At 72.6% G+C, this 23,034-nt stretch carries 24 protein-coding genes; 7 read left to right on the forward strand and 17 right to left on the reverse strand.

The window, feature by feature from the left end; translation table 11 throughout:
• The first annotated feature begins 118 nt into the window (after window positions 1-118).
• Window positions 119-988 (forward strand): SURF1 family protein, encoded by an 870-nt coding sequence (locus ACFYOJ_RS08245; RefSeq protein WP_356551413.1) that lies wholly within the window; start codon window positions 119-121, stop codon window positions 986-988.
• Between the two features lie 134 nt (window positions 989-1,122).
• Here the strand turns inward: ACFYOJ_RS08245 and ACFYOJ_RS08250 are convergent, their stop codons facing one another.
• From ACFYOJ_RS08250 to ACFYOJ_RS08280, 7 genes are all read right to left on the reverse strand, one after another.
• A complete protein-coding gene (locus ACFYOJ_RS08250) occupies window positions 1,123-2,280 on the reverse strand; it encodes a hypothetical protein (RefSeq protein ID WP_356551414.1) in 1,158 nt (385 codons plus the stop codon).
• Window positions 2,277-2,852 carry a SigE family RNA polymerase sigma factor gene (locus tag ACFYOJ_RS08255; protein WP_356551560.1) on the reverse strand — a complete coding sequence of 192 codons (576 nt, stop codon included), beginning with the start codon at window positions 2,850-2,852 and terminating at the stop codon, window positions 2,277-2,279. The genes ACFYOJ_RS08250 and ACFYOJ_RS08255 overlap by 4 nt, the downstream gene beginning before the upstream one ends.
• Before the next feature lie 475 nt (window positions 2,853-3,327).
• Entirely contained in the window at window positions 3,328-4,404 is a 1,077-nt protein-coding gene (locus ACFYOJ_RS08260; RefSeq protein ID WP_356551416.1) for an aspartate-semialdehyde dehydrogenase, read from the reverse strand.
• On the reverse strand, window positions 4,404-5,681 hold the full coding sequence (locus ACFYOJ_RS08265) for an aspartate kinase (protein WP_356551418.1): 1,278 nt from the start codon (window positions 5,679-5,681) through the stop codon (window positions 4,404-4,406). Before ACFYOJ_RS08265 ends, ACFYOJ_RS08260 begins: the two co-directional genes overlap by 1 nt.
• 214 nt (window positions 5,682-5,895) lie before the next feature.
• The gene (locus tag ACFYOJ_RS08270) at window positions 5,896-6,918 is read right to left on the reverse strand and encodes a hypothetical protein (RefSeq protein WP_388596438.1); all 1,023 of its coding nucleotides are present in this window, start codon (window positions 6,916-6,918) and stop codon (window positions 5,896-5,898) included.
• A 284-nt stretch (window positions 6,919-7,202) separates the two neighbouring features.
• Window positions 7,203-7,397, reverse strand: a complete 195-nt coding sequence (locus ACFYOJ_RS08275; RefSeq protein ID WP_356551421.1) for a DUF397 domain-containing protein — start codon at window positions 7,395-7,397, stop codon at window positions 7,203-7,205.
• Window positions 7,381-8,196, reverse strand: coding sequence for a helix-turn-helix transcriptional regulator (locus ACFYOJ_RS08280; RefSeq protein ID WP_356551423.1), 816 nt, complete (start codon window positions 8,194-8,196; stop codon window positions 7,381-7,383). The genes ACFYOJ_RS08275 and ACFYOJ_RS08280 overlap by 17 nt, the downstream gene beginning before the upstream one ends.
• 84 nt (window positions 8,197-8,280) lie before the next feature.
• Between ACFYOJ_RS08280 and ACFYOJ_RS08285 the strand changes: the two genes are divergently transcribed.
• A complete protein-coding gene (locus ACFYOJ_RS08285; RefSeq protein WP_388596343.1) occupies window positions 8,281-8,688 on the forward strand; it encodes a hypothetical protein in 408 nt (135 codons plus the stop codon).
• A gap of 47 nt (window positions 8,689-8,735) precedes the next feature.
• Here ACFYOJ_RS08285 and ACFYOJ_RS08290 read toward each other — a convergent pair whose 3' ends face one another.
• From ACFYOJ_RS08290 to ACFYOJ_RS08305, 4 genes are all read right to left on the reverse strand, one after another.
• On the reverse strand, window positions 8,736-9,500 hold the full coding sequence (locus ACFYOJ_RS08290) for a hypothetical protein (protein ID WP_356551426.1): 765 nt from the start codon (window positions 9,498-9,500) through the stop codon (window positions 8,736-8,738).
• A 1,029-nt stretch (window positions 9,501-10,529) separates the two neighbouring features.
• A complete protein-coding gene (locus ACFYOJ_RS08295) occupies window positions 10,530-11,189 on the reverse strand; it encodes a DUF5063 domain-containing protein (protein ID WP_356551428.1) in 660 nt (219 codons plus the stop codon).
• The gene (gene recR / locus ACFYOJ_RS08300; protein ID WP_356551430.1) at window positions 11,182-11,781 is read right to left on the reverse strand and encodes a recombination mediator RecR; all 600 of its coding nucleotides are present in this window, start codon (window positions 11,779-11,781) and stop codon (window positions 11,182-11,184) included. Before recR ends, ACFYOJ_RS08295 begins: the two co-directional genes overlap by 8 nt.
• A gap of 59 nt (window positions 11,782-11,840) precedes the next feature.
• Window positions 11,841-12,185 (reverse strand): YbaB/EbfC family nucleoid-associated protein, encoded by a 345-nt coding sequence (locus ACFYOJ_RS08305; RefSeq protein WP_356551432.1) that lies wholly within the window; start codon window positions 12,183-12,185, stop codon window positions 11,841-11,843.
• A gap of 279 nt (window positions 12,186-12,464) precedes the next feature.
• On the opposite strand from ACFYOJ_RS08305, the gene ACFYOJ_RS08310 reads away from it, so the two are divergent.
• Entirely contained in the window at window positions 12,465-13,289 is an 825-nt protein-coding gene (locus tag ACFYOJ_RS08310) for an SLATT domain-containing protein (RefSeq protein WP_356551434.1), read from the forward strand.
• Between the two features lie 179 nt (window positions 13,290-13,468).
• Here the strand turns inward: ACFYOJ_RS08310 and ACFYOJ_RS08315 are convergent, their stop codons facing one another.
• The 3 genes from ACFYOJ_RS08315 to ACFYOJ_RS08325 form a co-directional block, all read right to left on the reverse strand.
• The gene (locus tag ACFYOJ_RS08315) at window positions 13,469-15,367 is read right to left on the reverse strand and encodes a serine/threonine-protein kinase (protein WP_356551561.1); all 1,899 of its coding nucleotides are present in this window, start codon (window positions 15,365-15,367) and stop codon (window positions 13,469-13,471) included.
• A 76-nt stretch (window positions 15,368-15,443) separates the two neighbouring features.
• On the reverse strand, window positions 15,444-15,935 hold the full coding sequence (locus ACFYOJ_RS08320) for a MarR family winged helix-turn-helix transcriptional regulator (protein ID WP_356551436.1): 492 nt from the start codon (window positions 15,933-15,935) through the stop codon (window positions 15,444-15,446).
• Window positions 15,932-16,555, reverse strand: coding sequence for a DJ-1/PfpI family protein (locus tag ACFYOJ_RS08325; RefSeq protein WP_356551438.1), 624 nt, complete (start codon window positions 16,553-16,555; stop codon window positions 15,932-15,934). Before ACFYOJ_RS08325 ends, ACFYOJ_RS08320 begins: the two co-directional genes overlap by 4 nt.
• Before the next feature lie 231 nt (window positions 16,556-16,786).
• Here ACFYOJ_RS08325 and ACFYOJ_RS08330 point away from each other — a divergent pair, with 231 nt between their 5' ends.
• The 3 genes from ACFYOJ_RS08330 to ACFYOJ_RS08340 all read left to right on the forward strand — a co-directional run bounded on the left by ACFYOJ_RS08330 (window position 16,787) and on the right by ACFYOJ_RS08340 (window position 19,762).
• Entirely contained in the window at window positions 16,787-18,142 is a 1,356-nt protein-coding gene (locus ACFYOJ_RS08330; RefSeq protein ID WP_356551440.1) for an aspartate aminotransferase family protein, read from the forward strand.
• Between the two features lie 105 nt (window positions 18,143-18,247).
• Window positions 18,248-18,967 carry a GntR family transcriptional regulator gene (locus ACFYOJ_RS08335; protein ID WP_356551442.1) on the forward strand — a complete coding sequence of 240 codons (720 nt, stop codon included), beginning with the start codon at window positions 18,248-18,250 and terminating at the stop codon, window positions 18,965-18,967.
• A 144-nt stretch (window positions 18,968-19,111) separates the two neighbouring features.
• Window positions 19,112-19,762 (forward strand): hypothetical protein, encoded by a 651-nt coding sequence (locus ACFYOJ_RS08340; RefSeq protein ID WP_356551444.1) that lies wholly within the window; start codon window positions 19,112-19,114, stop codon window positions 19,760-19,762.
• A gap of 18 nt (window positions 19,763-19,780) precedes the next feature.
• Here ACFYOJ_RS08340 and ACFYOJ_RS08345 read toward each other — a convergent pair whose 3' ends face one another.
• The 3 genes from ACFYOJ_RS08345 to ACFYOJ_RS08355 all read right to left on the reverse strand — a co-directional run bounded on the left by ACFYOJ_RS08345 (window position 19,781) and on the right by ACFYOJ_RS08355 (window position 21,767).
• Window positions 19,781-20,068 carry a hypothetical protein gene (locus tag ACFYOJ_RS08345; RefSeq protein ID WP_356551446.1) on the reverse strand — a complete coding sequence of 96 codons (288 nt, stop codon included), beginning with the start codon at window positions 20,066-20,068 and terminating at the stop codon, window positions 19,781-19,783.
• A 112-nt stretch (window positions 20,069-20,180) separates the two neighbouring features.
• On the reverse strand, window positions 20,181-20,390 hold the full coding sequence (locus ACFYOJ_RS08350) for a hypothetical protein (protein WP_356551448.1): 210 nt from the start codon (window positions 20,388-20,390) through the stop codon (window positions 20,181-20,183).
• A gap of 93 nt (window positions 20,391-20,483) precedes the next feature.
• A complete protein-coding gene (locus tag ACFYOJ_RS08355) occupies window positions 20,484-21,767 on the reverse strand; it encodes an adenylosuccinate synthase (protein ID WP_356551450.1) in 1,284 nt (427 codons plus the stop codon).
• A 186-nt stretch (window positions 21,768-21,953) separates the two neighbouring features.
• Here ACFYOJ_RS08355 and ACFYOJ_RS08360 point away from each other — a divergent pair, with 186 nt between their 5' ends.
• On the forward strand, window positions 21,954-22,850 hold the full coding sequence (locus ACFYOJ_RS08360; protein WP_356551451.1) for a diacylglycerol kinase family protein: 897 nt from the start codon (window positions 21,954-21,956) through the stop codon (window positions 22,848-22,850).
• Window positions 22,851-23,034: the final 184 nt, after the last annotated feature.

Genomic DNA, 23,034 nt, shown 5'->3' on the forward strand with positions numbered 1-23,034 from the left:
CCCCATACTGCCCCGCCGCGCCGACAACCCGCAGGCCCGGTCCCCGGCCTGTGGAAAACCCCGCTCGTCCACAGCCCCGCGGGCGGGTCACCGGCGCGTGCCCCGTACCGTGGAGGGCGTGTACCGGTTTCTGCTGACCCCCCGCTGGTGGGGAATCAACGTCTTCGTCGTGCTCGCCATCCCCTTCTGCATCTTCATGGGGTCCTGGCAGCTGGGCCGGTTCGAGGACCGGGTGGAGGACCACACCGCCGCCACCACCCAGGCGGAGGCGGCCCGCCACGAGGCCGCCCGCCCGCTGGCCGAGCTGCTGCCGGTGGACAAGGCGACGGTCGGCAAGCAGGCCACCGCGCGCGGCCGGTACGGCGAGCAGCTGCTGGTCCCGGAGCGGAAGCTGGACGACCGCGACGGCTACTACGTCCTCTCGCTGCTGCACACCGACGGCGGCCGGGTGCTGCCCGTCGTACGGGGCTGGCTGCCCGGCGCCCCCGACCCGGCGAAGGCCCCGGCCCCGCCCTCCGGCGAGGTCACCGTCACCGGCGCGCTCCAGGCGTCCGAGACGCCCGGCGACAACGGCGTCACCGCCCGCTCCGGGTGGCCCGAGGGCCAGACCGGCGCGATCGGCGCGGCCACCCTGGTGAACCTCGTGCCCCACGACGTGTACGACGCGTGGATCACGCTCAACGAGGGCGACTCCGGGATGCGGGCGGTGCCGGTGAGCGCGCCGCAGAACACCGGACTGGACCTGAAGGCCTTCCAGAACCTCGGCTACACCGCCGAGTGGTTCGCCTTCGTGGGCTTCGTCGTCTTCATGTGGTTCCGGCTGCTGCGCCGGGAGGTGGAGCTCGCCCGGGACGCGGAGCTCGGCCTGGTCACGGACGAGGAGGCCGGGGACGGAGCGGCGGCCGGAACGGAGGCCGGGGGCGGGACGGAGGCCGGGGACGGGGCCGCCGCCGGGCGGGAGCCCAGCACCAGCACGTCCGGCGTCTGAGCACGTCCGGCGTCTGAGCACGTCCGGCGTCTGAACACGTCCCGCACCTGAGCGGACCCGGCGCCCGGACAGGCCGGGCAGCCGCACACGCCCAGCGCCCGAGCACGTCCGGGGACGTGCTCGGGCCGCCCGGGTCACATCGCCGCCAGCACTCCCGTCCAGTACACGGTCCCCGCGCACGCGTTGGGCACCGTGACCGCCGCCGGTCCGGCGCCGGTGGCCGGGGTGTACGTCACCGTCACGCTTCCGTCGGCCGGCTCCCCCGCGGTGACCAGCTGGGTCGTGGTGCCGGTGTCCTCGCCGGTGGCCGGTCCGGCGGTGTCGTCCGGGGCCGCCGTGGGCGACGGGTCGGGCGTCGGTTCGCCGGTGCCGCCTCCCGTGGTGCCGCCGGTGGCGGGACAGGTCTCCGAGGGCACCCAGGCGAACTTCACCTCGTACGCGGCGCCCGGCGCAAGTGTCAGCGCGGCGGCCTCCAGCGACGGGTCGGGCAGGGCGGCCGCGGCGTCGCCGGCCGTGTGCCGTGCCGTGCCGATCCTGGCGGCGTCGGCGGCGCCCTGCGGGGTGGCCGTCACGCTGCCGGGGCCGGTGACGGTACAGCTGCCCGAGGAGACGTTGGTGACGCGGAAGGTGCCGTAGACGGCGCCCGCCGAGTCGGGGTCGGCGCTGCCGGCGACGGCCGGGCCGAGCTGCTGCGCCGTGCACCGGGGGATGTCCGCGGGGCTGCTGGCGGAGGGTCCCGCGCCGGCGGACGCGCCCGGTCCGGTGCCGGCCGTCTCGTCCGCGGGCGTCTTCTGCGGGTCGGACCGCTCCTCGTCCTTCTCCGTGCCCGAGGAGCCGGTGACGCCGCTCTGCCCGCCGGCCGGGTCCTTGCCCCGGGTGGCGCCGTCCTGCGCCTGCGAGGCGTGGCCGGCCACGGCCGGGTCGGCGCCGGGGCCGGTGGCCTTCGTGACGTGGACGAGGGCGGGCACCGCCGTGCCGAGGAGGAGGGCGGCCGCGGCCGCGCCGACGACGGCCTGGCGTTTGCGTGCCCGCCGGGCCGGTACCGCCCGGCGCAGGTGTTCCAGGGTGCCGTCGCCCGGTTCCAGGTCCCGGACGGCGCTGTGCAGCATCCTGCGCAGTGCCAGTTCGTCGGGGGCGAGCCCGGGATCCCCCTGCGTGTCGGGGCCCTTGTCTGCGGGGCCGTGGTTCACAGTTCCGTTCCCAGCGTGCGTGTGCTTCGGCTCTCGCCCGGTCGGTCCGGCCGGCTCCTCGTCCTCGGAGGCGGTGCGCCGCCCCGTGCCGCCGTCGCTCATGCCGGCTCCTTCATGGCCACCCTGAGCGCCGCTATGCCCCGCGAACCGTACGCCTTGACCGAGCCCACCGACACGCCGAGCGTCTCGGCGACCTGGGCCTCGGTCATGTCGGCGAAGTAGCGCAGGACCAGGACCTCGCGCTGACGGCGCTGAAGTCCCTTCATCGCCTTGATCAGGGAGTCCCGCTCCAGCTGGTCGTAGGCGCCCTCCTCCGCGCTCGCCATGTCCGGCATCGGCTTGGCCAGGATCTTGAGGCCGAGGATGCGGCGGCGCAGGGTCGAGCGGGAGAGGTTGACGACGGTCTGCCGCAGGTAGGCGAGCGTCTTCTCGGGGTCGCGGACGCGTTTGCGCGCCGAGTGGACGCGGATGAACGCCTCCTGGACGACGTCCTCGCAGGAGGCGGTGTCGTCGAGGAGGAGGGCGGCGAGGCCGAGCAGCGACCGGTAGTGGGCGCGGTAGGTCTCGGTGAGGTGGTCGACGGTGGTGCCCGACGCGACGACGTCCTCGGCGTCGTCGCGCTGGTTCGGTATGCGGGCCGGCCGCGCTGCGGGCATCGGCGCGATCACCGGCATGCCACCGGCGACACCGGCGCCACGGGGGCGGACGGCCCGGCCGGGCGTCCGCAGGGAGGGGCCGCGTGTCGACGCGGTGAATTCGAGTACCTCTGCCACGCCAGTTGGACACGCGCACCCCCGTGAGGGTTGTACGTGCCGGGCGTCACGTTCCCGTGTCTGCCCGGCGGCCTCCCGGCCGACGGTGCGTCATAGGCGCTCATGCGTCCCGCTCTTCCCCTGTCCGTACGACCGGCCGGGCATCCCCGCGCCGGACTCGCGGTGCCCCGCACCGCCACACGCGCCCCGCACCCTGGACGGGTGACCGCAAAGACGCTCCCGCCCTGCGCACGGTTGCGGAGGCCGGAAAGCAAATCCTCCGATGCCGCGGGTGCCGGGTACAAGTGATCCGGACCCACTTACGGATCACATCCCGCTCGCAGTCCCCGCACAGGGCCCTCACCACGGGCGGGCGTTCCGTCCGCCCGCTCCCGTTTCAGCCCAGTTCGGCCGCGACCAGCTCCGCGATCTGAGCGGTGTTCAGGGCGGCGCCCTTGCGCAGGTTGTCCCCGCACACGAAGAGTTCGAGCGCCGTCGGGTCGTCCAGCGCCCGCCGTACCCGGCCGACCCAGGTCGGGTCGGTGCCGACCACGTCGGCGGGGGTGGGGAACTCGCCCGCGGCCGGGTTGTCGAAGAGGACGACGCCGGGCGCGGTGGCCAGGATCTCCCGCGCCCTGTCGACGGTGACCTCGTTCTCGAAGCGGGCGTGCACGGTCAGGGAGTGCACGGTGACCACGGGGACCCGTACGCAGGTCACCGCCACCGGCAGCCGCGGCAGTCCGAGGATCTTGCGGGACTCGTCCCGCACCTTCATCTCCTCCGAGGACCAGCCGTCCTCGCGCAGCGAACCGGCCCACGGCACGACGTTCAGCGCGACCGGCTCCGGGAAGGGACCGGTGTCGTCGCCGACGACCCGCCGCACGTCACCGGGGTGCGTGCCCAGCTCGGTGCCGGCCACCAGCGAGAGCTGTCGGCGCAGCGTGTCCACGCCGTCCCGCCCGGCCCCGCTCACCGCCTGGTACGAGGAGACGACCAGCTCGCGCAGCCCGAACTCGGCGTGCAGCGCGCCCAGCGCCACGATCATGGAGAGCGTCGTGCAGTTGGGGCTGGCGACGATGCCGCGCGGCCGGATCCGCGCCGCGTGCGGATTGACCTCGGGCACGACGAGCGGCACGTCCGGGTCCATCCGGAACGCGCCCGAGTTGTCGACCACCACCACGCCCTTGGCGGCGGCGACCGGCGCCCACTGCGCGGAGACCTCGTCGGGCACGTCGAACATGGCGACGTCGACCCCGTCGAAGGCCTCCTCGGTGAGCGCGGCCACCTCGACCTCCTCGCCGCGCACGGTCAGCTTGCGGCCGGCCGAGCGGGGCGAGGCGATCAGACGGATGTCGCCCCAGATGTCCGCGTGCTGGGACAGGATCTGGAGCATCACGGAGCCGACGGCGCCGGTCGCCCCGACGACGGCCAGAGTCGGCCGTCCGGTGCGCCCGGCGCCCTGAGTGCCGGACATCAGCGTCCGGTGCCCCCGTAGACGACGGCCTCGTCGCTGTCGGAGTCCAGGCCGAAGGCGGTGTGCACGGCGCGCACGGCCTCGTTCACGTCGTCCTTGCGGGTGACGACCGAGATGCGGATCTCGGAGGTCGAGATCAGCTCGATGTTCACGCCCGCGTCGGACAGCGCGGTGAAGAAGTCGGCGGTGACGCCCGGGTTCGTCTTCATACCGGCGCCGACCAGCGAGATCTTGCCGATCTGGTCGTCGTAGCGCAGCGATTCGAAGCCGATGCCGGAGCGGTTCTTCTCCAGCGCGTCGATGGCCTTGCGGCCCTCGGACTTCGGCAGGGTGAAGGAGATGTCCGTCAGGCCCGTGGAGGCGGCGGACACGTTCTGCACGACCATGTCGATGTTGACCTGGGCGTCGGCGATCGTCCGGAAGATCGCGGCGGCCTCGCCCGGCTTGTCCGGCACGCCGACGACCGTGATCTTGGCCTCCGAGGTGTCGTGCGCGACTCCGGAGATGAGGGCCTGCTCCACCTGCTTTTCCCCTTGCTTGATCGGCTCGCTGCTGACCCACGTGCCCTGCAGTCCGCTGAAGCTGGACCGCACGTGGATCGGGATGTCGTACCGGCGGGCGTACTCCACACAGCGGTGGAGGAGCACCTTGGAGCCGGAGGCGGCGAGCTCCAGCATGTCCTCGAAGGAGATCCAGTCGATCTTCTTCGCCTTGCTCACCACACGCGGGTCGGCGGTGAAGACGCCGTCGACGTCGGTGTAGATCTCGCAGACGTCCGCGTCGAGCGCGGCGGCGAGGGCGACGGCCGTGGTGTCGGAACCGCCGCGGCCCAGTGTGGTGATGTCCTTGCTGTCCTGGCTGACGCCCTGGAAGCCGGCCACGATGGCGATGTTGCCCTCGTCCACCGAGGTCCGGATGCGACCCGGCGTGACATCGATGATCCGGGCCTTGTTGTGGACCGAGTCGGTGATGACGCCTGCCTGGCTGCCGGTGAACGACTGCGCCTCGTGGCCCAGGTTTTTGATCGCCATGGCCAGCAGGGCCATGGAGATACGCTCTCCGGCGGTCAGCAGCATGTCGAGCTCGCGCCCGGCAGGCATCGGGGAAACCTGCTCGGCGAGATCGATCAGCTCGTCCGTCGTGTCGCCCATCGCGGAAACCACGGCAACCACCTGGTTGCCGTTCTGCTTCGCTTCCACGATCCGCTTGGCGACGCGCTTGATGCCCTCGGCATCGGCTACGGAGGAGCCTCCGTACTTCTGCACGACAAGGCCCACGTGCGCTCCTCGCTCAATCCGTCTCTTTCCGCACGTACGTACATGTACTGCGGTCGGCACATTCTATCGAGCGACCGAAATTCCCCCCTGCGGTATCGCATGGTGAGACTCCCGGGGCCCGTCCAGGCAGGCTCATGCCCAGGTGGGCGCGGGTCACTCGGGAAAGTGCGGCGCGTCACACGTTCACAAGCGGTGCCCTTCCTCCAGGGGCGCTCTACGGCTTCCAGCGCCGGGGCGGGAGGCCGTTCGCGATGCGGTCGCGGTTGTCGCGGTAGTGGTAGAAGACGCGGTCCTCGATGGGCACCGGGCGGAACGTGTCCGGTACGGGACCGCCCGTGGCGCGCTCCAGCTTCTTCCTCAGGAAGTACGCGGACGCGGTGCCCAGGTGGGCGATCTCCTCGAAGCCCTTGACGATGTCCTCGTCGGACACCGGATTCGCCTCGTTCTCCCTGCGGCAGTCCTCGCAGATGCCGCGGTCGATCTTCACCGTGCGTTCGTCCTGGTCACAGGTGGCGCAGGCCATGATCGCGCGGGTCACTCTCGCGCGCGGTACGCGCTGCTGCGGGGGCATCTTCGTCTCCAGTCGTCGGCGGGCGAGTCCGCCCGGGTTGCTGACGGTGGGCGGGAGCCCTTCGGTCAGGGCCCGGGTGATGTCGTCGGGTGTGGCGCCCCGGGACAGCCACTCCTCGGCGAGGGGCGCGAGGGAACGGCAGTCGCCCTCGGTGAGCGGCATGCGGGCGTCGGTGGTGCGGAGGGTGGCGAGCGCGCGGTAGGCGGCGCCGACCGGCTCAGGGTCAGGGGCGGGCTCGGGGGCGTCCGGTACGGCGTCGGCGGCCACCGGCTCCTCGATCCGGGCCAGGCCCGGCTGGTGGTCCCGGGTCACGTCCTTGCCGTGGCGCTCCCGCGTGAACTCCGCCCACCACTCCGCCGACCTGCGGGTACGCGACCAGTACGTGCGCGTGACCCACCGCATCGTGTGGTCCTCGACGGTGATGTGCTCCTTGATCCAGCGCAGGTGGCCGGCCTCGGTGATGCGGGTGAGGGAGCTGCGCATCGCCTGCTGGCCGTAGCGCGGGTGCTCCGCCGCGAGCGTCTTGTGGCCCATCGCGTGGCCGTCGTCGAGGTGGTCGATGAAGACGGCGATCTCGGCGTCGCGCGGGAGCAGGTGTGCGAAGTCCGGGTCGGCGTGCGGGTCTTCGTCGCCCGCGAGGCGTTTGCCGTACCCCGGATTGGCCATGGGGTGGGACGGGGCGGGCAGGGCGGGACTAGGGTTGGCGTAAGCCACCATCGAAATTGTCCTTCGATGCGTTGGTCAGGCCCCGGAGTTGGTGTTGCCAGCACCGCCGGGGCCGACTCATGTCTGGTCGTTGCCGCGAACCTAGAGCGGCTTCACGCAGCGACGCAACCCGATCACGGAACGTCACCCTTACGAGGTACGTCGCCTCAAATCACGTTCAGGCTTGGTTGGTTGGGTATTTCAACCAGACCGGAAAACCAAGGGAAGAGCTCGGGTCCCGGGGCTCAAGCTCCGGGCTGAACTGCGGCGATGAACGCCGACCAGGCGGACGCGGAGACGCGGAGTTCGGGGCCGGCGGGCGCCGTCTTGGAGTCGCGGACGTGGACGGTGGGGGCGAGGGCGACTTCGACGCAGTTGGCGCCTTCGGGGTCGCTGTAGCTGGACTTGAACCACTTCGGCTGGTCAACCACGGTGATCATTAGCCATCCGCTCGATGAAGTGGGCCGACTCAGCAGGACTGAGGGCCTGGGCGCGAATCAGGGTAAGTCGCTCGGTCACACGCCGGACAATGGCTGAGTCAGCCGTCAGATCACTGATGAACACGCACTCGGTGTAGGCGGATCGCTCGTGGTCACTGGTCTCCAGCAGCACCATGGGTCCCATGAGCGCGCTAGGAATGGACCGTTCAAAGGGCAGCACCTGCAAGACGACGTTGCGCAGCTCCGACGCCTTCACCAGATGTCGAAGCTGTTCGCCGTCCACCAGCGGAGAACGCAGAGCCGCTTCGTAGACGACGAAGGCGAAAGCCACTGGAACCTTGCGGTCCGTGAGCATGGATTGCCGCTCCAGCCTGCCCGTGATCCGGTGCTCCAGCGTCTGTTCGTCCAAGGGCGGCACATAGCCCTCGATCAGGGCGCGAGCATAGGCCTCGGTCTGCAACAGCCCGGGAATCAACGCGACCTCATAGGACCAGTAGCTGATCGCCTCTCGCTCCCGCTCCATGAAGTTCTGTGCCCGCTTGGGGAACTTCTCCCGCTGCAAGTAGTCCTTCGCCGCGCTCAGCAATCCCTCCGCCCCGCACAACTCATCCGCCACGTCCAGGACTCGGGGCGTCGGCATGCGGACGCCCTGCTCCATGGACTTGATGGTGTCCGGCGAGTAGTTCGCGGCCTCGGCGAGCTGTTCCCTGCTCACGTTGGCCTTGGTGCGCCAGCGCTTGAGCTGGTTGCCGCTGTAGCGCCAGGCGACCGGCGGCTGGGAGTTGTCCTGGACCGACACGGCACGCACCTCCGACGGATACACCCCTGCGTGTATCACCTCAGTCGCTACCGAGCGTATCCCTGTTGACGTCAGCGTGTGACCATGACGAACACCATTCACCGCCCCGACTGGGTCCCGGCCGCCGGGCACCGACTGCACGTGGCGGGCGTGCACTTCGACGCCGTGCGGGTCGACGGCATCCGCGGGGAGCTGGTCGCCGACTGGCTCGTCGAGGCGACGGACGACGACGCGGGGCCGATCGTGTGCGAGGCGGGCGGCGGGCGTTGGGTGTACTTCCTGCTGGCGCCCGGTGAGGCCGCGGCCGGCGACTGGCCGCTCGGCGTGCAGCGGCTGGGCGGCGGTCGGGGGACGCGGACCGTCACCTACGTCGGCGTCCCGGCGCTGGAGGGCAACACCTGGCCCCTGCGCTGGTACAGCGAGCCGACGCCGACCGCGCCGTACGTGTGCGGGAGGAGACTGCGTACGGCACTGGGGCGCGGTGCCGCGTGACCCTCCTCCCCGCCCGTCCGGCGTACACGCGCGCACGGGCGGTACCGCTACAGAGTCCAGACGTGGAGGGCGTGGTCGAGGTCGGACACGGTGTACCAGGTTCCGTCTCCGAGGGCCTTGGGCGTGCCCGGCACTTCGAAGGGGTAGTCGATCCGGCCGATCAGCCGCATGCCGGCCGTGTCGACGAGCCAGTGCCGGCCCGTGCCGAACTCCTCGTCGCTCTCGACGGTCCCGACGACGAGGGTGCTCTCGTCGAGGAAACCTCCCTCGTAGTCGAAGAACGCCTGCGCCTCGTCTGCTTCGTCTTCGTCTTCGTCTTCGATCGCGTGATGCGCGGGGATCGCGTCCGCGTCCAGCACGGCCGCCACCGAGCCGTCGGTGACCCGGTGGACGGCAAGCGTGTCCTGGTCATGGGTCACGGTGAGCAGGTGGTCTCCGCCGGGGCTCACCGCCACCAGGACACGGTCCTCGCCGCCGAAGTCGTCGACGACGAGGGTGCGGCCGTCCCACCGTCCCCACCGCAGAGGGGAGCCGTTCTGGCCCTCGCCGATGGTCAGCCCCATCTGGCCGGGGTCCGGGTGCGGCACGTGGACGGAACCCGCCGCTGCCGTGTCCGTCCCCGCGCATGCCAGCAGGGTGCCGTCCGCGGCGTCGACGACCAGCCACTTCTCCCCGTCCCCGTCGTCCGGGGTCTCGTGCGCCAGGGGTCCGCGGACATGCGCCCACACGGTTTTCCCGTCCGCCGAGAAACCGGCCGAGCCGCTGTCGGCGTACCGGTGGTCCCGGTCGTCCGCGTATTCGGCGCAGTCCATGTGCCCCGCGCACCCTGCCCAGCAGCGGTGCCGCAGCTCCCACCGCGTCCTTCCCGACCGGTCGACGGCCCGCAGCGCGTGCGGTCCCGCGAAGACAGCCAGGTCGACGGCAGGCGAGACCGCACACGAGCCGAACCGGCGCGGCCACGGTGCCGGAAAACGAACGGCCGGGGCCGTGGCCGTCGGCCTGAGGTCCTGCACGATCAGCTCCGTGTCCCCTCGCTGTACGAGGAGACGCGACGTGGGCCATGACTCCAGACGGGGGGCGTCGTCGGCTCCGGAGAAGGACAGGGGAGCCGCGAGCGTGGTCAGGAGGCGAGCGAGGTGCGGCACGGGGATCTCCGAGAGGACCGGGAACTTTCACCCGGACCTTACGACGAGCCGCTGCAGCCCTCGGTACGGAGGTGCCCCCGCACCGCACCGCCCGTCGAGGCCGCCGTGGGCTCACCCGCCCTCCCCTCCCGGATCCGGCGTTCTGTACGGCCCCAGGCATCTCCTGTCCCCGCAGGGAGGGGGGTCCGGCAGGCAGGCCACCGATGACACCTCACCGGAAAAACGTGAGCAGTTCCCCTCCGACCGTCATCACGACACTCATGTGAGCGCCCAAATGACACTCGGCCGTCATCTGCTCACGTTTTTCGGCAAGGCACCCATCCCCAGCCCAACGGAACGGGCCGCGTCCCGTGACCGGTCGCGGGCCCGGTGTCAGCAGCCGTCCGCCCGACGCGCCACGGTCCTCCCGCGGGTGCGGCTGCCCGCCGGCGGCCCGGGTGAGCGCCTGGCCCTCGCTCCACTCCGCACCACGACGATCGAACCGTCCTGGAGGCTGAACGACCTCGCCCCGCTCACCTGCGCGGCGGGGTACGGGAGCACGGACACCGTCGCGGCGTTCCCGACGCCGGGGTGTCCATGGGAGCCCAGGAACGGACACGGCATGCGGCTGTACGGAGCGGCAGGCGGGAGGGGACGAGGGGGAACGGCCCCGCTACGAGCGGATCGCGCAGGCTCTGCGGGCCGCCGGTGCCGCCGTCACTTGACCTGGCGCAGGCCCAGGGGACCGGCGATCTCCTCGACCATGACGCGGCCCGCCTCGCGTTCCAGGGCGTCGTCGCCGAGGTCCTGGTCGGTGTCGAGGCCGTCCAGCTCCTCCAGGGGCTGGTTGAGGCGGACGTGGGCGACGACCGACTGGAGGGCGCGCAGGGCCGCGGAGGCGGTGGAGCCCCAGTTGGAGAAGTAGGAGAACTGCCACCACCACAGGGCCTCCGTGGTACGGCCCGCCTTGTAGTGGGCCATGCCGTGGCGGAGGTCGGTGATGACGTCGGTGAGGTCGTCGGAGATACGGGCCGGGACCGGGGCCTTGCGCGGCTCGTAGGGGTCGAAGACCTCGGAGTAGACGTCGATCGGTTCGAGGAGGCGGGCGAGGTTCTCGCGGAGTTCGTCCACGTCGGGTTCCGGGCCCGGGTCGGGCTCGTAGCGGTCGTCGGGGACGATGTCCTCGTGGGCGCCCAGGCGGCCGCCGGCCAGCATGAGCTGGGAGACCTCCAGGAGGAGGAAGGGGACCGCCGAGTCCGGCTCGTCGCCCTTGGCGACCTCGGTGACGGCGACCAGGAAGCTCTCGATCTGGTCGGCGATCTGGACCGCGAAGTCGTCGGGGTTCTGATGGGTCGCGTGCAGCGTGGCGTCAGACATCTAGGAGTCGTCTCCCCTCGAAGGCGCGTCCGAGGGTCACCTCGTCCGCGTATTCCAGGTCGCCGCCCACCGGGAGGCCGCTGGCCAGGCGGGTGACCTTGAGGCCCATGGGCTTGATCATGCGGGCGAGGTACGTCGCCGTGGCCTCGCCCTCCAGATTCGGGTCCGTGGCCAGGATGAGCTCCGTGACCGTGCCGTCGGCGAGACGGGCGAGCAGTTCACGGATGCGGAGGTCGTCGGGGCCGACCCCGTCGATCGGGCTGATCGCGCCGCCGAGCACGTGGTACCGCCCGCGGAACTCACGGGTGCGCTCGATGGCGACGACGTCCTTCGGCTCCTCCACCACGCAGATGACGGACGGGTCGCGCCGGGGGTCGCGGCAGATGTTGCACTGCTCCTCCTGCGCGACGTTCCCGCAGGTCGCGCAGAAGCGGACCTTGGCCTTCACTTCCATGAGCGCCTGGGCGAGACGCCGTACGTCGGCCGGTTCCGCCTGGAGGATGTGGAAGGCGATCCGCTGCGCGCTCTTGGGACCGACGCCGGGCAGTCGCCCCAGCTCGTCGATGAGGTCCTGGACCACGCCTTCGTACAACGGACTGCCGTCCTTCCTGAGGTTCCTGCACTACGTACGGTAGAGGGCTTCGGCCCGTCTTAGAAAGGCAGACCGGGGATGCCGCTGCCGCCGCCCAGGCCCTGGGCGAGCGGGCCGAGCTTCTGCTGCTGGAGGGTCTGCGCGTTCTCGTTGGCCGCCTGGACCGCGGCGACGACCAGGTCGGCGAGGGTCTCGGTGTCCTCGGGGTCCACCGCCTTCGGGTCGATGACGAGGCCGCGCAGCTCGCCGGAACCGGTGACGGTGGCTTTCACCAGACCGCCGCCGGCCTGGCCGTCGACCTCCGTCCGCGCCAGCTCCTCCTGGGCCCTGGCAAGGTCCTGCTGCATCTTCTGGGCCTGCTGGAGCAGCTGCTGCATGTTGGGCTGGCCACCACCGGGGATCACGTTCAGCTCCTTGTCGCCACTGTCACCGCGCTGCCGCGGCGGATTTTTTGCCGTTCGGCACGAGCCTACGTGGTCCGGGCGGCCCTCGCCCCAGCACTCTTTCGAGTGAGTGGAGGGTGGGCCCTATACCTGATCAAGGCCCTCTTCCGGGCGGAAAAGAGGCCGAACCCGGGTCTTCGCCACCCATTGGGCGGTAGGAAGGGTCCGGCCGCGTCAGTCTCGGGTGACACACGAGCGTCACGAGGTCTTCACGGACGGTGATCAGTAGGGAGTGCCGGGGTGGGTCAGCCGGAGAAGCAGCCCGAGGGGCCGCCGCAGGACGGGCCGCACGGTGACGGGACGCACGGTGACGGGACGCATGGTGGCGGGGCGCACGGTGGCGGGGGTGACGGGGCGGTGACCGGTGGCGGAACGGCCGGGGCGCGTCCGGGGGATCTGGGCGGGCGGGCGTTTCCGCTCGGTGACTGGGCCCTGCCCGCGGAGCGGCTGGACGAGCTGTACCGGTGGGTGGAGCGGGGCGCGCTGGAGACGGCGGCCTGGTATCTGCGGGACCGGGTGGGCAAACGGCGGACGGCGCGGCTGCTGCGGGGCGGGACGGCGGGCGGGGTGCTCGCCGGGGCGGTGCTGCCGCTGCTGGACATGACGCGGGTCGTGGAAGGGGCCGCCCCCTGGGGATATCTCGCGCTGCTGCTCGGGGCGGCCTGCGTGGCCGGGGACCGGTACTTCGGGGTGACGGCCGGGTGGATGAGGGACGTGGCGACGGCCCAGGCGGTGGAGCGGCGGCTGCAGGCGTTGCAGTTCGACTGGGCGGTGGAGAGTGTCCGGGAGGTGCTGGGGCCGGCGGACGGGACGGCGAGCGAGGCGGCCGAGCGGTGCCTGCTGGTGCTGCGGCGGTTCTCGGAGGACGTGACGGAGCTGGTGCGGGCGGAGACGGCGGACTGGATGGTGGGGTTCCGGGCGGGGGCGGCGCCGCTGGGGCTGCAGGCGGCGGGGAGCGGTGGGGGGCGGTCCGAGGCGGGGGTGGGGGCGGTGGGGAGGTATTCGGTGCCGGCGAACGGGGCTCGGCCGAACATGCCTCGGCAGCGGCCGCCGGAGCCGCGGTGATGCGGGAGCGGTGGTCCGGCGTTTGCGGGTGACCGGCGTGGGTGCGGGGCGGGGGTGGGTCCCGCGGCCCGGCGCTGCGGGGTGCCTTCCCCGGAGGGGGTACCCCAGCGCCCACCCGTGCCGCCCCTGGGGTCCCCCCTCTGGGGAGGCACGACTGCCCGCAGCTGGGGGGCAGAGGCTTACTGGCGGGTGTAGGTGAGGGTTTCGCCGGTGGTGGTGTTGGTACGGCTCAGGGTGCCGTCGGGGAGGAGGGTGACCTCGGTGGGTTCTCCCGGGGTGCAGGAGGCGGACGGGCCCGTCGTCACCGTGGAGGGGCCGAGGCGCAGAGGGCCGTCGGTGCCCGGGTCGGCGGTCAGGTCGGCCTCGAAGACGCAGTGGTAGGTGCCGTTGCCGGCGGGGCCGTCGGCGACCAGGGACAGGACCGTGTCGCCGACCTCGCCCTGCCGGAGGGTGAGCCGGCGGGTGTGCACGCCGGAGGCGTTGTCGATGGTCGTGGCCCAGGTGCCCAGGTACGCGGACGGGATCGTGCCTTCCGGAGTGCTCGCGCCGGTCGTCGGGCTCTGGCCGGCCGTTTCGGGGCTCGGGGCCTTCGACGCGCCGGCGGTCGGGGTGGGCGTGGGATCGCCGCCGGCCCCGGTCCTCTTGCCGTCCGTGCCGCCGCTCATCAGGGCGTAGACCGTGCCGCCGGCCGCGAGCGCCACGACCAGGGCGACGACGATCAGCAGCGCCGTGGTGCCCCTCCTGCGGGACGGCTCCTGCGGGGGGCCGTAGTACGGGGGCGGAGGGCCGTACGGCGGTGTCGAGCCGGGTCCGCCGTACGGGTGGTACTGCGGCGGTGTCCCCTGGGACCCGGGCGACAGGCCCCAGGCGTCCGGGGCCGGGGCGTAGCCGTGCGCGGGCGGCCGAGAGGGCTGGGGCGGCGGTGAGGGCTCCGGGGTGACGGCGCCGCCCGCGACCGCGGTGGGGAGGTGGTTCAGCGGGGCGCCGCTGCCCGGGCGGCGTGGGGGCGGGGGGCCCGCTTCGGCGGCGGCGGTGGACGGTCCAGGGCCGTCGTGCGCGCCCGGACCGCCGGACGGATCCGGACCGGGGGACGGGCTCGGGGCGGTCGCCGGGAGCATGGGAGGGGTGCCGGGACCCGGGACCGGGGTGGCCGGGGGTTCCGGGTTCTCCGTGTCGAGGAGGCGTACCGCGTGGCGGCCGAGCTGGGCGACCAGGGCGCTCGGCAGCCAGGGGTCCCGGGAACGGCCGTGCGCGACGGTGTCCTGGGCGCCCGTGCGTTCCAGGACCTCGGCGAGGGAGGGCCGGGCCGACGGGGTCTTCTTCAGGCAGTCGCGGACCAGGTCGGCGATGCCCTCGGGCACGCCCTCCAGATCGGGTTCCTCCTGCGCGATGCGGAACATCAGCGCGTGCACACCGCTGCCGGCGGTGCCGAAGGGCAGGTTGCCGGTGGCGGCGTAGGCGAGGACCGAGCCGAGGCAGAAGACGTCGCAGGCGGGCGTGACGCGGTCGCCGCGGACCTGCTCGGGCGCCATGAAGCCGGGCGAGCCGACGAGCGCGCCGGTGCGGGTGAGACCGCCGTCGGTCACCGTCTCCAGGGCCCGCGCGATGCCGAAGTCGATGACGCGGGGGCCGTCGATGGTGACGAGGACGTTGGACGGCTTGAGGTCGCGGTGGATGATCCCGGCGGCGTGGATGTCCTGGAGGGCGTGGGCGAGGCCGGCCGCCAGGGTCCGCACCGAGCGCTCCGGGAGGGGCCCGTGGTCGTGCCCGACGACCTGCTGGAGGCTGGGGCCCGCGACGTACCCGGTGGCGACCCACGGCACGGCGGCCTCGGTGTCGGCGTCCAGCACGGGCGCCGTCCAGTACCCGCCGACCCGGCGCGCGGACTCGACCTCCTGGCGGAACCGCTGCCGGAACTCCTCCTGCGCGGCCAGTTCCTCGCGCACCAGCTTGACGGCGACGGTGCGCCCCCGGTCCGACCGGGCGAGATAGACCTGCCCCATGCCGCCGGCGCCGAGCCGCCCCAGCAGCCGGTACGCGCCGATGTGCCGTGGGTCCCCGCCGCCCAGCCCGTGCATGTTGCGCCGCCTTCCCCCGAACGTGAGCAACGTTTTGAGGATAGTGCGGGACGGGCCCGCGGTGCCCCGGCCTCGTCTACGGTTCCGTAACAGACGGGATCTTGGGCGGGCCCCCGGCAGGCCGGTCCTCCAGCTCGCCCAGCGCCTTCGACAGGCGTTCGAGGGCCTCGACCGCCGCCGCGAGTCCGTCCTCTCCCCCGTACGCCTCGGCCAGCCGCTCGGCGAAGGCCGCGTGCCCCGGGTCGATGCGGGAGACGGCCGCGCGGCCCGCGTCGGTGGGCGCGAGGAGCTTGGCGCGGCGGTGGGCCGGGTTGGGCCGGTACTCGGCGAGACCCTGCTCCACCAGCAGGTCGGCGATGCGCTGCACGCTCTGCCGGGTGATGCCCATGGCCCGCGCGACGCCGGAGACGGGCAGCGGCTCGCGCAGCACCGCGCCGAGCACCTGCCACCGGGCGGCGGTGAGCCCGGAGGGACGGGCCAGTTCCTCGGCGACGGCGAGGAACTGGCCGTTGAGCCGGAAGACGCCGATGGCACTGCGGCTGAACAGGTCCTGGCTCCGCCGGCTCACGCGGCGTCCGCCTTCTCCAGCACGGCGTACGCGGACGGGTCGGAGTCGTGGAACAGCCGGTACCAGGCATCGAGGACCTCGCCCTCGTACACGCCGAGCAGGCCGAGGACCTCGCGGGCGAAGGCGACCGGATCGGTGGGACCGGCGGTGGTCAGGCCGCGGTCGGTGACGGCGTCGGCCTCCACGTACCGCTCGCCGCCCGCGTAGCCGGTGGCCGCCAGGTAGAAGGAGACGGCGCCGGTGTGCGCGCGGTCGTCGAGCAGGCCCTCGCGGGCGAGTCCGGCGGTGGCGCCGCAGATGGCGGCGACGGGGACGCCGGCGTCCAGGAAGGCGCGGGCGGTGCGGGCGAAGGGGGCGAGGTCGTCGCTGGTGTCCCAGAGGTCGGCGCCGGGGAGGACCAGCAGGGAGCTGTCCTCGGGGCGCAGGTCGGCGAGGGCCAGATCGGGCAGGACGCGCAGGCCGCCGATGCTGGTGACGGGCTCGGTGGAGGGGCCGACGGTGCGGACGGTGTACCCGCCGCGGGCCAGGAACGCCGTGGTGTGGCCGGTCTCCCAGTCGGCGAAGGTGTCGTACACGGCGAGGTGGACGGGCTTGCGGGTGCCGTTCGCGGTGCCGGTCATGGGACTCCTCCTCGGAGCACGGGGCTTATGGCAGTAGGCTGTCATATCGACAGAATGCTGTCAATGATTCGGCCGGCTCCTCGGCTCCCCGGTTGCCCGGCTCCTCGGTCCCCCGGCTCCTCGGGCCCCGGCTCCCCGGGCCGCCGCGTCGACAACCTGTCGCGGAAAGGTCCCGGCCGCGTACAGGCCGCCCATTCCGCCTCCGCGCCGCGGACACCTACGCTCGGCCGCATGACCCCTCAGCCCAACCCCCAGGCCGGCGCCGCCGTGAAGGCCGCGGACCGCGCGCACGTCTTCCACTCCTGGTCCGCGCAGGAGCTCATCGACCCGCTCGCCGTCGCGGGCGCCGAAGGGTCGTACTTCTGGGACTACGAAGGCAGGCGCTACCTCGACCTCACCAGCGGACTCGTCTTCACCAACATCGGCTACCAGCACCCGAAGGTCGTCGCCGCGATCCAGGAGCAGGCCGCGAGGATGACGACCTTCGCGCCCGCGTTCGCCGTCGAGGCGCGCTCGGAGGCGGCGCGGCTGATCGCCGAGCGGACGCCCGGCGACCTGGACAGGATCTTCTTCACCAACGCCGGCGCCGACGCGGTCGAGCACGCCGTGCGCATGGCGCGGCTGCACACCGGACGCCCGAAGGTGCTGTCGGCGTACCGCTCGTACCACGGCGGCACCCAGCAGGCCGTCAACATCACCGGCGACCCGCGCCGTTGGGCCTCCGACAGCGGCACGGCCGGGGTCGTGCACTTCTGGACGCCCTTCCTGTACCGCTCGCGCTTCTACGCCGAGACCGAGGAGCAGGAGTGCGCGCGGGCGCTGGAGCACCTGGAGACGACGATCGCCTTCGAGGGGCCGGGGACGGTCGCCGCGGTCGTCCTGGAGACGGTCCCGGGCACGGCGGGAATCATGCCGCCGCCGCCCGGTTACCTGGCCGGGGTCCGCGAGATCTGCGACAAGTACGGGATCGTGTTCGTCCTGGACGAGGTCATGGCCGGTTTCGGGCGGACCGGCACCTGGTTCGCGGCCGACCTGTACGACGTGGTGCCCGACCTGATGACCTTCGCCAAGGGCGTGAACTCGGGGTACGTGCCGCTGGGCGGCGTCGCGATCTCCGGCGAGATCGCCGCGACGTTCGCCGAGCGGCCCTACCCGGGCGGGCTGACGTACTCCGGGCACCCGCTGGCCTGCGCCGCCGCCGTCGCCACCATCGGCGTGATGGAGGAGGAGGGCGTCGTCCAGCACGCCGCACGGCTCGGCGCCGAGGTCGTCGGACCCGCGCTGCGGGAGCTGGCCGAGCGTCACCCGAGCGTCGGCGAGGTGCGCGGCGTCGGCATGTTCTGGGCGCTGGAGCTGGTGCGGAACCGGGAGACCCGGGAACCGCTGGTGCCGTACAACGCGACCGGGCGGGACAACACCCCGATGGCCGCGTTCGCCGCCTCCGCCAAGGCCCACGGCGTGTGGCCGTTCGTCAACATGAACCGGACCCACGTGGTGCCGCCGTGCAACATCTCCGAGGCCGAGCTGAAGGAGGGGCTGGCGGCCCTGGACACGGCACTGTCCGTGGCGGACGAGTACACCGAGTAGGCCCCGCCGGACGGCCGGACCCGGGCGCGTAAGGTGACGTGCTCGTACGCCTCTCACCCAGGTGTGCGAGCACGCCCCGCCCCCGCGACGAGGAGACGCCCGACCATGCCCGGCCCCAGCGGCGCCGTGACGCGCAGCACCCTGCGACGCCAGATCGCGGACGCGCTCCGCGACGAGGTGCTGGCCGGACGGCTCCGGCCCGGGCAGGAGTTCACCGTCAAGGAGATCGCCGAGCAGTACGGGGTGTCCGCGACGCCCGTGCGCGAGGCGCTGGTCGACCTGTCCGCGCAGGGGCTCCTCGACAGCGACCACCACCGCGGCTTCCGCGTGCACGAGTACTCCGTCGACGACTTCCGCGGCATGATCGAGGCCCGCGGCCTCGTCACCGACGGGATGTTCCTCGCCCTCGCCGACGACCGCAGGGCCAGACAGCTCTTCGACGACCCGCGGCTCGTCGCCGCCCTCTCGGCGGTGCGGCGGCGCGGCGAGGAGGCCCAGCGCGCCATCGCGGCCGGCGAGCTGACCGTCCTCGTCGGCTACGACCTGCGCTACTGGCGGGAGTTGGCCGACCTGTACGGCAACCCCCACCTCGCCGGCTTCCTGCACCGGCTGCGCGTGCAGAGCTGGGTGTGCACGGTGCAGCATCTGCCCCGGATCGGCGACCTGCGCGGCGCCCTGTGGTCCGGGCACACCGAACTGGTCGACGCGCTCGCCCGCCGCGACGTCCCGGGCGCCCGCGCGCTGGTCGACGCCTACAACGCCCACTCCCTCGCCCTCGTCGAGCGGCTCGCCGAAGACCCGCCGGAGGGGACGGGCGACGGGTGACCGGCGGACGACCGACGTCCGGCATGTCGTGCCCCGGGCCCAGATGGGTAGGGGACCTGCACGCACCGCGCACCGCGCACCGCGCACCGCGCACCGCGCACCGACTACGCTTCCCGACCACCGTGCTGTGTGAGGAGCCCTCTTTTGGCCTGTGACCTGTGGCTGGTACCGCTCGTCGACATCCTGTGCCACACCCCGGACAACCCGTTCGCCGAGGAACTCGCGCAGTACGACAAGGTGCTGGCCGAGGCCGGCCTGCCGCCGGTGCCGGTGCACCAGTACATGCCGGGCCTGTCGGGCGAGGTCGCCCCGGTGGCCGGCTTCGACTACGACGCGCTGCACTTCCTGCGCCGGGCCTACCTGCTCCAGGTGTGCGGGCTGCCGGTGACGCCGGTGGACGAACTGGGCGGCGACTACGAGCAGTTGCTGGAGATGTTCGAGACGACGGCCCAGCAGTCGCACCTGGTCTGGCACTACGACCACGCGGGCGCCTACGTCCCCGTCGACTTCCCGCACCCGCTGTCCGACGACGAACTCCTCGAGGGAGGCGGCCCGTTGGGCTCCTCCCAGGCGCTGCTGCGGGAACTGCAGACCGTCGCCCCGGCCCTGGGCATCGACCCGGCGAACCCGCCGGCGGCACCGCAGCCCCCGCCCGGCCCGACGGAACTCGAGGAACCCGCCCTTCCCGCCCCGTACGACCCCAGCCCCTTCGCCCGCGAACGGCACGTGTGGCTGGGACTGCACGCGGCGGCGACGCGGAGCCTGGCACAGGGGTCGATGATCGTCTTCAGCTGATCCGGCGGCCGGCCGCCGTCAGAGCCGGGAGAGCCCCTTCGCCAGGTCGTCGGAGTTCATGACCGGGCAGATCTCGACCTCGGCGTTCATCTCCATGAGGAACGGCTCACCGATCGGAGGCAACTGCGAGCTGTCCTGCATGTCGAAGAAGAACAGGGCCGTGCGGCGCCCGCCGAGGGTGCCGAAGTAGGCGGCCTCCGGCTCGACCCGGTCGACGGCCTCCCTGATCAGGTCCGGCATCCTGCCGCTGCGGATCAGCTCGTTCGTCTTCTCCGTGTCCAGCGTCGCCTTGAGCATCACGCGCATCGCACTCACCTTCTCCTGCCGACGCGACGTGTACAGACCCAGCCTATGCCGCTATAGGGGCTCATGCCCTTTTCGGGTGATGCGGCGAGGCAGGGGGCCGCGGGCAGGGGGCTCAGCGGATCAGGCGGATCTCCGGGGGCCACAGCACCCGGCCGGCCAGCAGCAGCGACGGGCCCAGGTGCACGGGGCACACCCGCAGCGGCGTGCGGCGGTGCCGGGCCACCTCGAAGCGGGCGGGGTCGCCGCAGTCGCCGTCCCCGGGGGCGCCCTCGCCGCCGTACGGGCCCCGGCAGGAGGCGGCAGCACGGTCACGGTCGGTCATGCCACCGATCCCACACCGTGCCGCGGGCCGCCGCTCGGCCGGGAAGGCCGAACGGCGGCCAGGACGGCCCTACAGGCCTACAGGCCTACAGGCCTACAGGAACGAGTTGATCTCGATCGTCTCGTCGCGGCCCGGGCCCACGCCGATCGCGGAGATCGGGGCGCCGGACATCTCCTCCAGCGCCCTGACGTACGCCTGGGCGTTCTTCGGCAGGTCGGAGAAGGACTTCGCCTTGCTGATGTCCTCGTTCCAGCCCGGCAGCATCTCGTAGACCGGCTTCGCGTGGTGGAAGTCGGACTGCGAGTAGGGCAGCTCCTCGACGCGCTCGCCGTCGATCTCGTAGGCCACGCAGACCGGGATCTGCTCCCAGCCGGTGAGGACGTCGAGCTTGGTGAGGAAGAAGTCGGTGAGGCCGTTGACGCGGGTGGCGTAGCGGGCGATCACCGCGTCGAACCAGCCGCAGCGCCGGTCGCGGCCGGTGGTGACGCCGCGCTCGCCGCCGATGCGGCGCAGGGCCTCGCCGTCCTCGTCGAACAGCTCGGTCGGGAACGGTCCGGCGCCGACGCGGGTCGTGTACGCCTTGAGGATGCCGATCACTCGGCTGATCTTCGTCGGGCCCACGCCGGCGCCGGTGCAGGCGCCGCCCGCGGTCGGGTTCGACGAGGTGACGAAGGGGTACGTGCCGTGGTCGATGTCGAGCAGCGTGCCCTGGCCGCCCTCGAAGAGGACCACCTTGTCGTCGTCGAGGGCCTGGTTGAGGACCAGGACGGTGTCGGCGACGTAGGGACGGAGCTTCTCCGCGTAGCCCAGCAGCTCCTCGACGACCTGGCCGGTGGCGATGGCGCGGCGGTTGTAGAGCTTGGTGAGGATCTGGTTCTTGACGTCGAGCGCCGCCTCGACCTTCTGGGTGAGGATCGACTCGTCGTAGAGGTCCTGGACGCGGATGCCCACGCGGTTGATCTTGTCGGCGTAGGTCGGGCCGATGCCGCGGCCGGTGGTGCCGATCTTGCGCTTGCCGAGGAAGCGTTCCGTCACCTTGTCGACGGTCACGTTGTACGGCGTGATGATGTGCGCGTTCCCGCTGATCAGGAGCTTGGACGTGTCGACGCCTCGCTCGTTCAGCCCATTCAGCTCGGAGAACAGGACCGACGGGTCGACGACGACGCCGTTACCGATGACCGGCGTGCAGCCGGGGGACAGGATTCCGGAAGGGAGCAGGTGGAGGGCGTACTTCTGGTCGCCCACGACCACCGTGTGGCCGGCGTTGTTACCACCCTGGTAACGGACCACGTAGTCGACGGAACCACCGAGCAGGTCCGTCGCCTTTCCCTTGCCTTCGTCACCCCACTGAGCACCGAGCAGCACAAGTGCGGGCACGCGCGTACACCCCTTCCGGGCGGGGCATGTCCAAGGTCGAGGGCGTACGCGGAGTATCGGACGCCGCGTGCCCCGCGACCGTCGTTGGCCGCCAACCGTCGGACCGGATGCCCCGGTATAGACGAAGCCCCTGGCGCAATAGCGCAAGGGGCTCTTGCACAAAGATGCTACCCGAGGAAGCGAGGCATGGCCGAGGTGGCGACTTCCGCGAACTCCTCCGCACGGTCCTCCGCGCGGCCCGATCAGCTTCTGGTGGTCGTCGACCCGGCCGCCCGCGCGGCGGACGGGGAGTCCGTCCGGATCGCGAGGGACGTGCTCCGCGCGGGTGCGGCGCACGCGAAGGTGTGCCTGCCGGAGGATGCCGAGGAGTTCGCGCGGGCGCTGCGCAGGCGGGGGTCGCGGCGTCCCGTCGTGATCGGCGACGACCGGGCGCTGCTGCGGGCCGTCGCGCTGCTGCACCGGCAGCGGGAGCTGGCGGGGTGCGCGCTGGCGGTCGTCCCGGTGGGACCGGTGCTGGACCTCGCCCGGTCGCTCGGGCTGCCCACGGGCGCGGTGGCGGCGGCGCGCGCGGTGCTGGACGGGGCGGTACGGCGGCTGGACCTGCTCGTCGACGACAGCGACGGGGTGGTGCTCGGCGAGGTGGGCATCCCGCCGGTCGCCTCGCGCGACGGCGCGGACCTCCGGGACCGGAACGGGGCGCACACGGCGGCCCGGCCCTGGCTGCGGACCGCGCGGTCCCTGGTCCGGACGCTGGCCCCGGCGCGGCCGGCCCACGCCGCGGCGGGCCCGGGGGCGGCCGGTCCGGCCCGGCTGCGGGTGGAGGTCGACGGGGTGACGCTGGTGGACCTGGACCGGCCGGTCGAGGCGGTCTCCCTCGTGCCGGGCGCCGGCGGGCTGGCCGAGGTGGAGGTGCGGCCGGTGCGGACGGGCGCCCCGGCGCCGCCGCTGCGGGCGAGCGGGCGGACGGTGACCGTGTCGGGGGCGCACTTCCGGTACCGGGCCGACGCGGTGGTGTCGGGTCCGGTGCTGACGCGGACGTGGGCGGTGCGGGAGGGGGCGTGGGGGCTGACGCTGCCGGGGTGACCTCCCGGCCGCGCGCCGCGGGTGCTCGTGCCGGGCGCCGCAGGCCGGGCGGTGCGTGCCGGGCGGTGCGCGGCCCCGTACCGGATGCCGCGCGGCGGGCGTCCGCCGGCGGTGTACGGCCCGTCACCGATACACGGCCGGTCACCGGCGTACGGCGCGGGCAGGCCGGTCAGGCCGGTCAGGC

The organism is Streptomyces sp. NPDC006384 (assembly GCF_042870695.1).
Classification (GTDB): Bacteria; Actinomycetota; Actinomycetes; order Streptomycetales; family Streptomycetaceae; genus Streptomyces.

Excerpts from the sequence above, each read along its gene's own strand:
- ACFYOJ_RS08250 (WP_356551414.1), bottom strand. The coding sequence starts at position 2,280 with ATGAGCGACGGCGGCACGGGGCGGCGCACCGCCTCCGAGGACGAGGAG.
- ACFYOJ_RS08255 (WP_356551560.1), bottom strand. The coding sequence starts at position 2,852 with ATGCCGGTGATCGCGCCGATGCCCGCAGCGCGGCCGGCCCGCATACCG.
- ACFYOJ_RS08260 (WP_356551416.1), bottom strand. The coding sequence starts at position 4,404 with ATGTCCGGCACTCAGGGCGCCGGGCGCACCGGACGGCCGACTCTGGCC.
- ACFYOJ_RS08270 (WP_388596438.1), bottom strand. The coding sequence starts at position 6,918 with ATGGCCAATCCGGGGTACGGCAAACGCCTCGCGGGCGACGAAGACCCG.
- ACFYOJ_RS08275 (WP_356551421.1), bottom strand. The coding sequence starts at position 7,397 with ATGATCACCGTGGTTGACCAGCCGAAGTGGTTCAAGTCCAGCTACAGC.
- ACFYOJ_RS08285 (WP_388596343.1), top strand. The coding sequence starts at position 8,281 with ATGACGAACACCATTCACCGCCCCGACTGGGTCCCGGCCGCCGGGCAC.
- ACFYOJ_RS08290 (WP_356551426.1), bottom strand. The coding sequence starts at position 9,500 with ATGGACTGCGCCGAATACGCGGACGACCGGGACCACCGGTACGCCGAC.
- ACFYOJ_RS08295 (WP_356551428.1), bottom strand. The coding sequence starts at position 11,189 with ATGTCTGACGCCACGCTGCACGCGACCCATCAGAACCCCGACGACTTC.
- ACFYOJ_RS08315 (WP_356551561.1), bottom strand. The coding sequence starts at position 15,367 with ATGCACGGGCTGGGCGGCGGGGACCCACGGCACATCGGCGCGTACCGG.
- ACFYOJ_RS08325 (WP_356551438.1), bottom strand. The coding sequence starts at position 16,555 with ATGACCGGCACCGCGAACGGCACCCGCAAGCCCGTCCACCTCGCCGTG.
- ACFYOJ_RS08330 (WP_356551440.1), top strand. The coding sequence starts at position 16,787 with ATGACCCCTCAGCCCAACCCCCAGGCCGGCGCCGCCGTGAAGGCCGCG.
- ACFYOJ_RS08335 (WP_356551442.1), top strand. The coding sequence starts at position 18,248 with ATGCCCGGCCCCAGCGGCGCCGTGACGCGCAGCACCCTGCGACGCCAG.
- ACFYOJ_RS08345 (WP_356551446.1), bottom strand. The coding sequence starts at position 20,068 with ATGCGCGTGATGCTCAAGGCGACGCTGGACACGGAGAAGACGAACGAG.
- ACFYOJ_RS08350 (WP_356551448.1), bottom strand. The coding sequence starts at position 20,390 with ATGACCGACCGTGACCGTGCTGCCGCCTCCTGCCGGGGCCCGTACGGC.
- ACFYOJ_RS08360 (WP_356551451.1), top strand. The coding sequence starts at position 21,954 with ATGGCCGAGGTGGCGACTTCCGCGAACTCCTCCGCACGGTCCTCCGCG.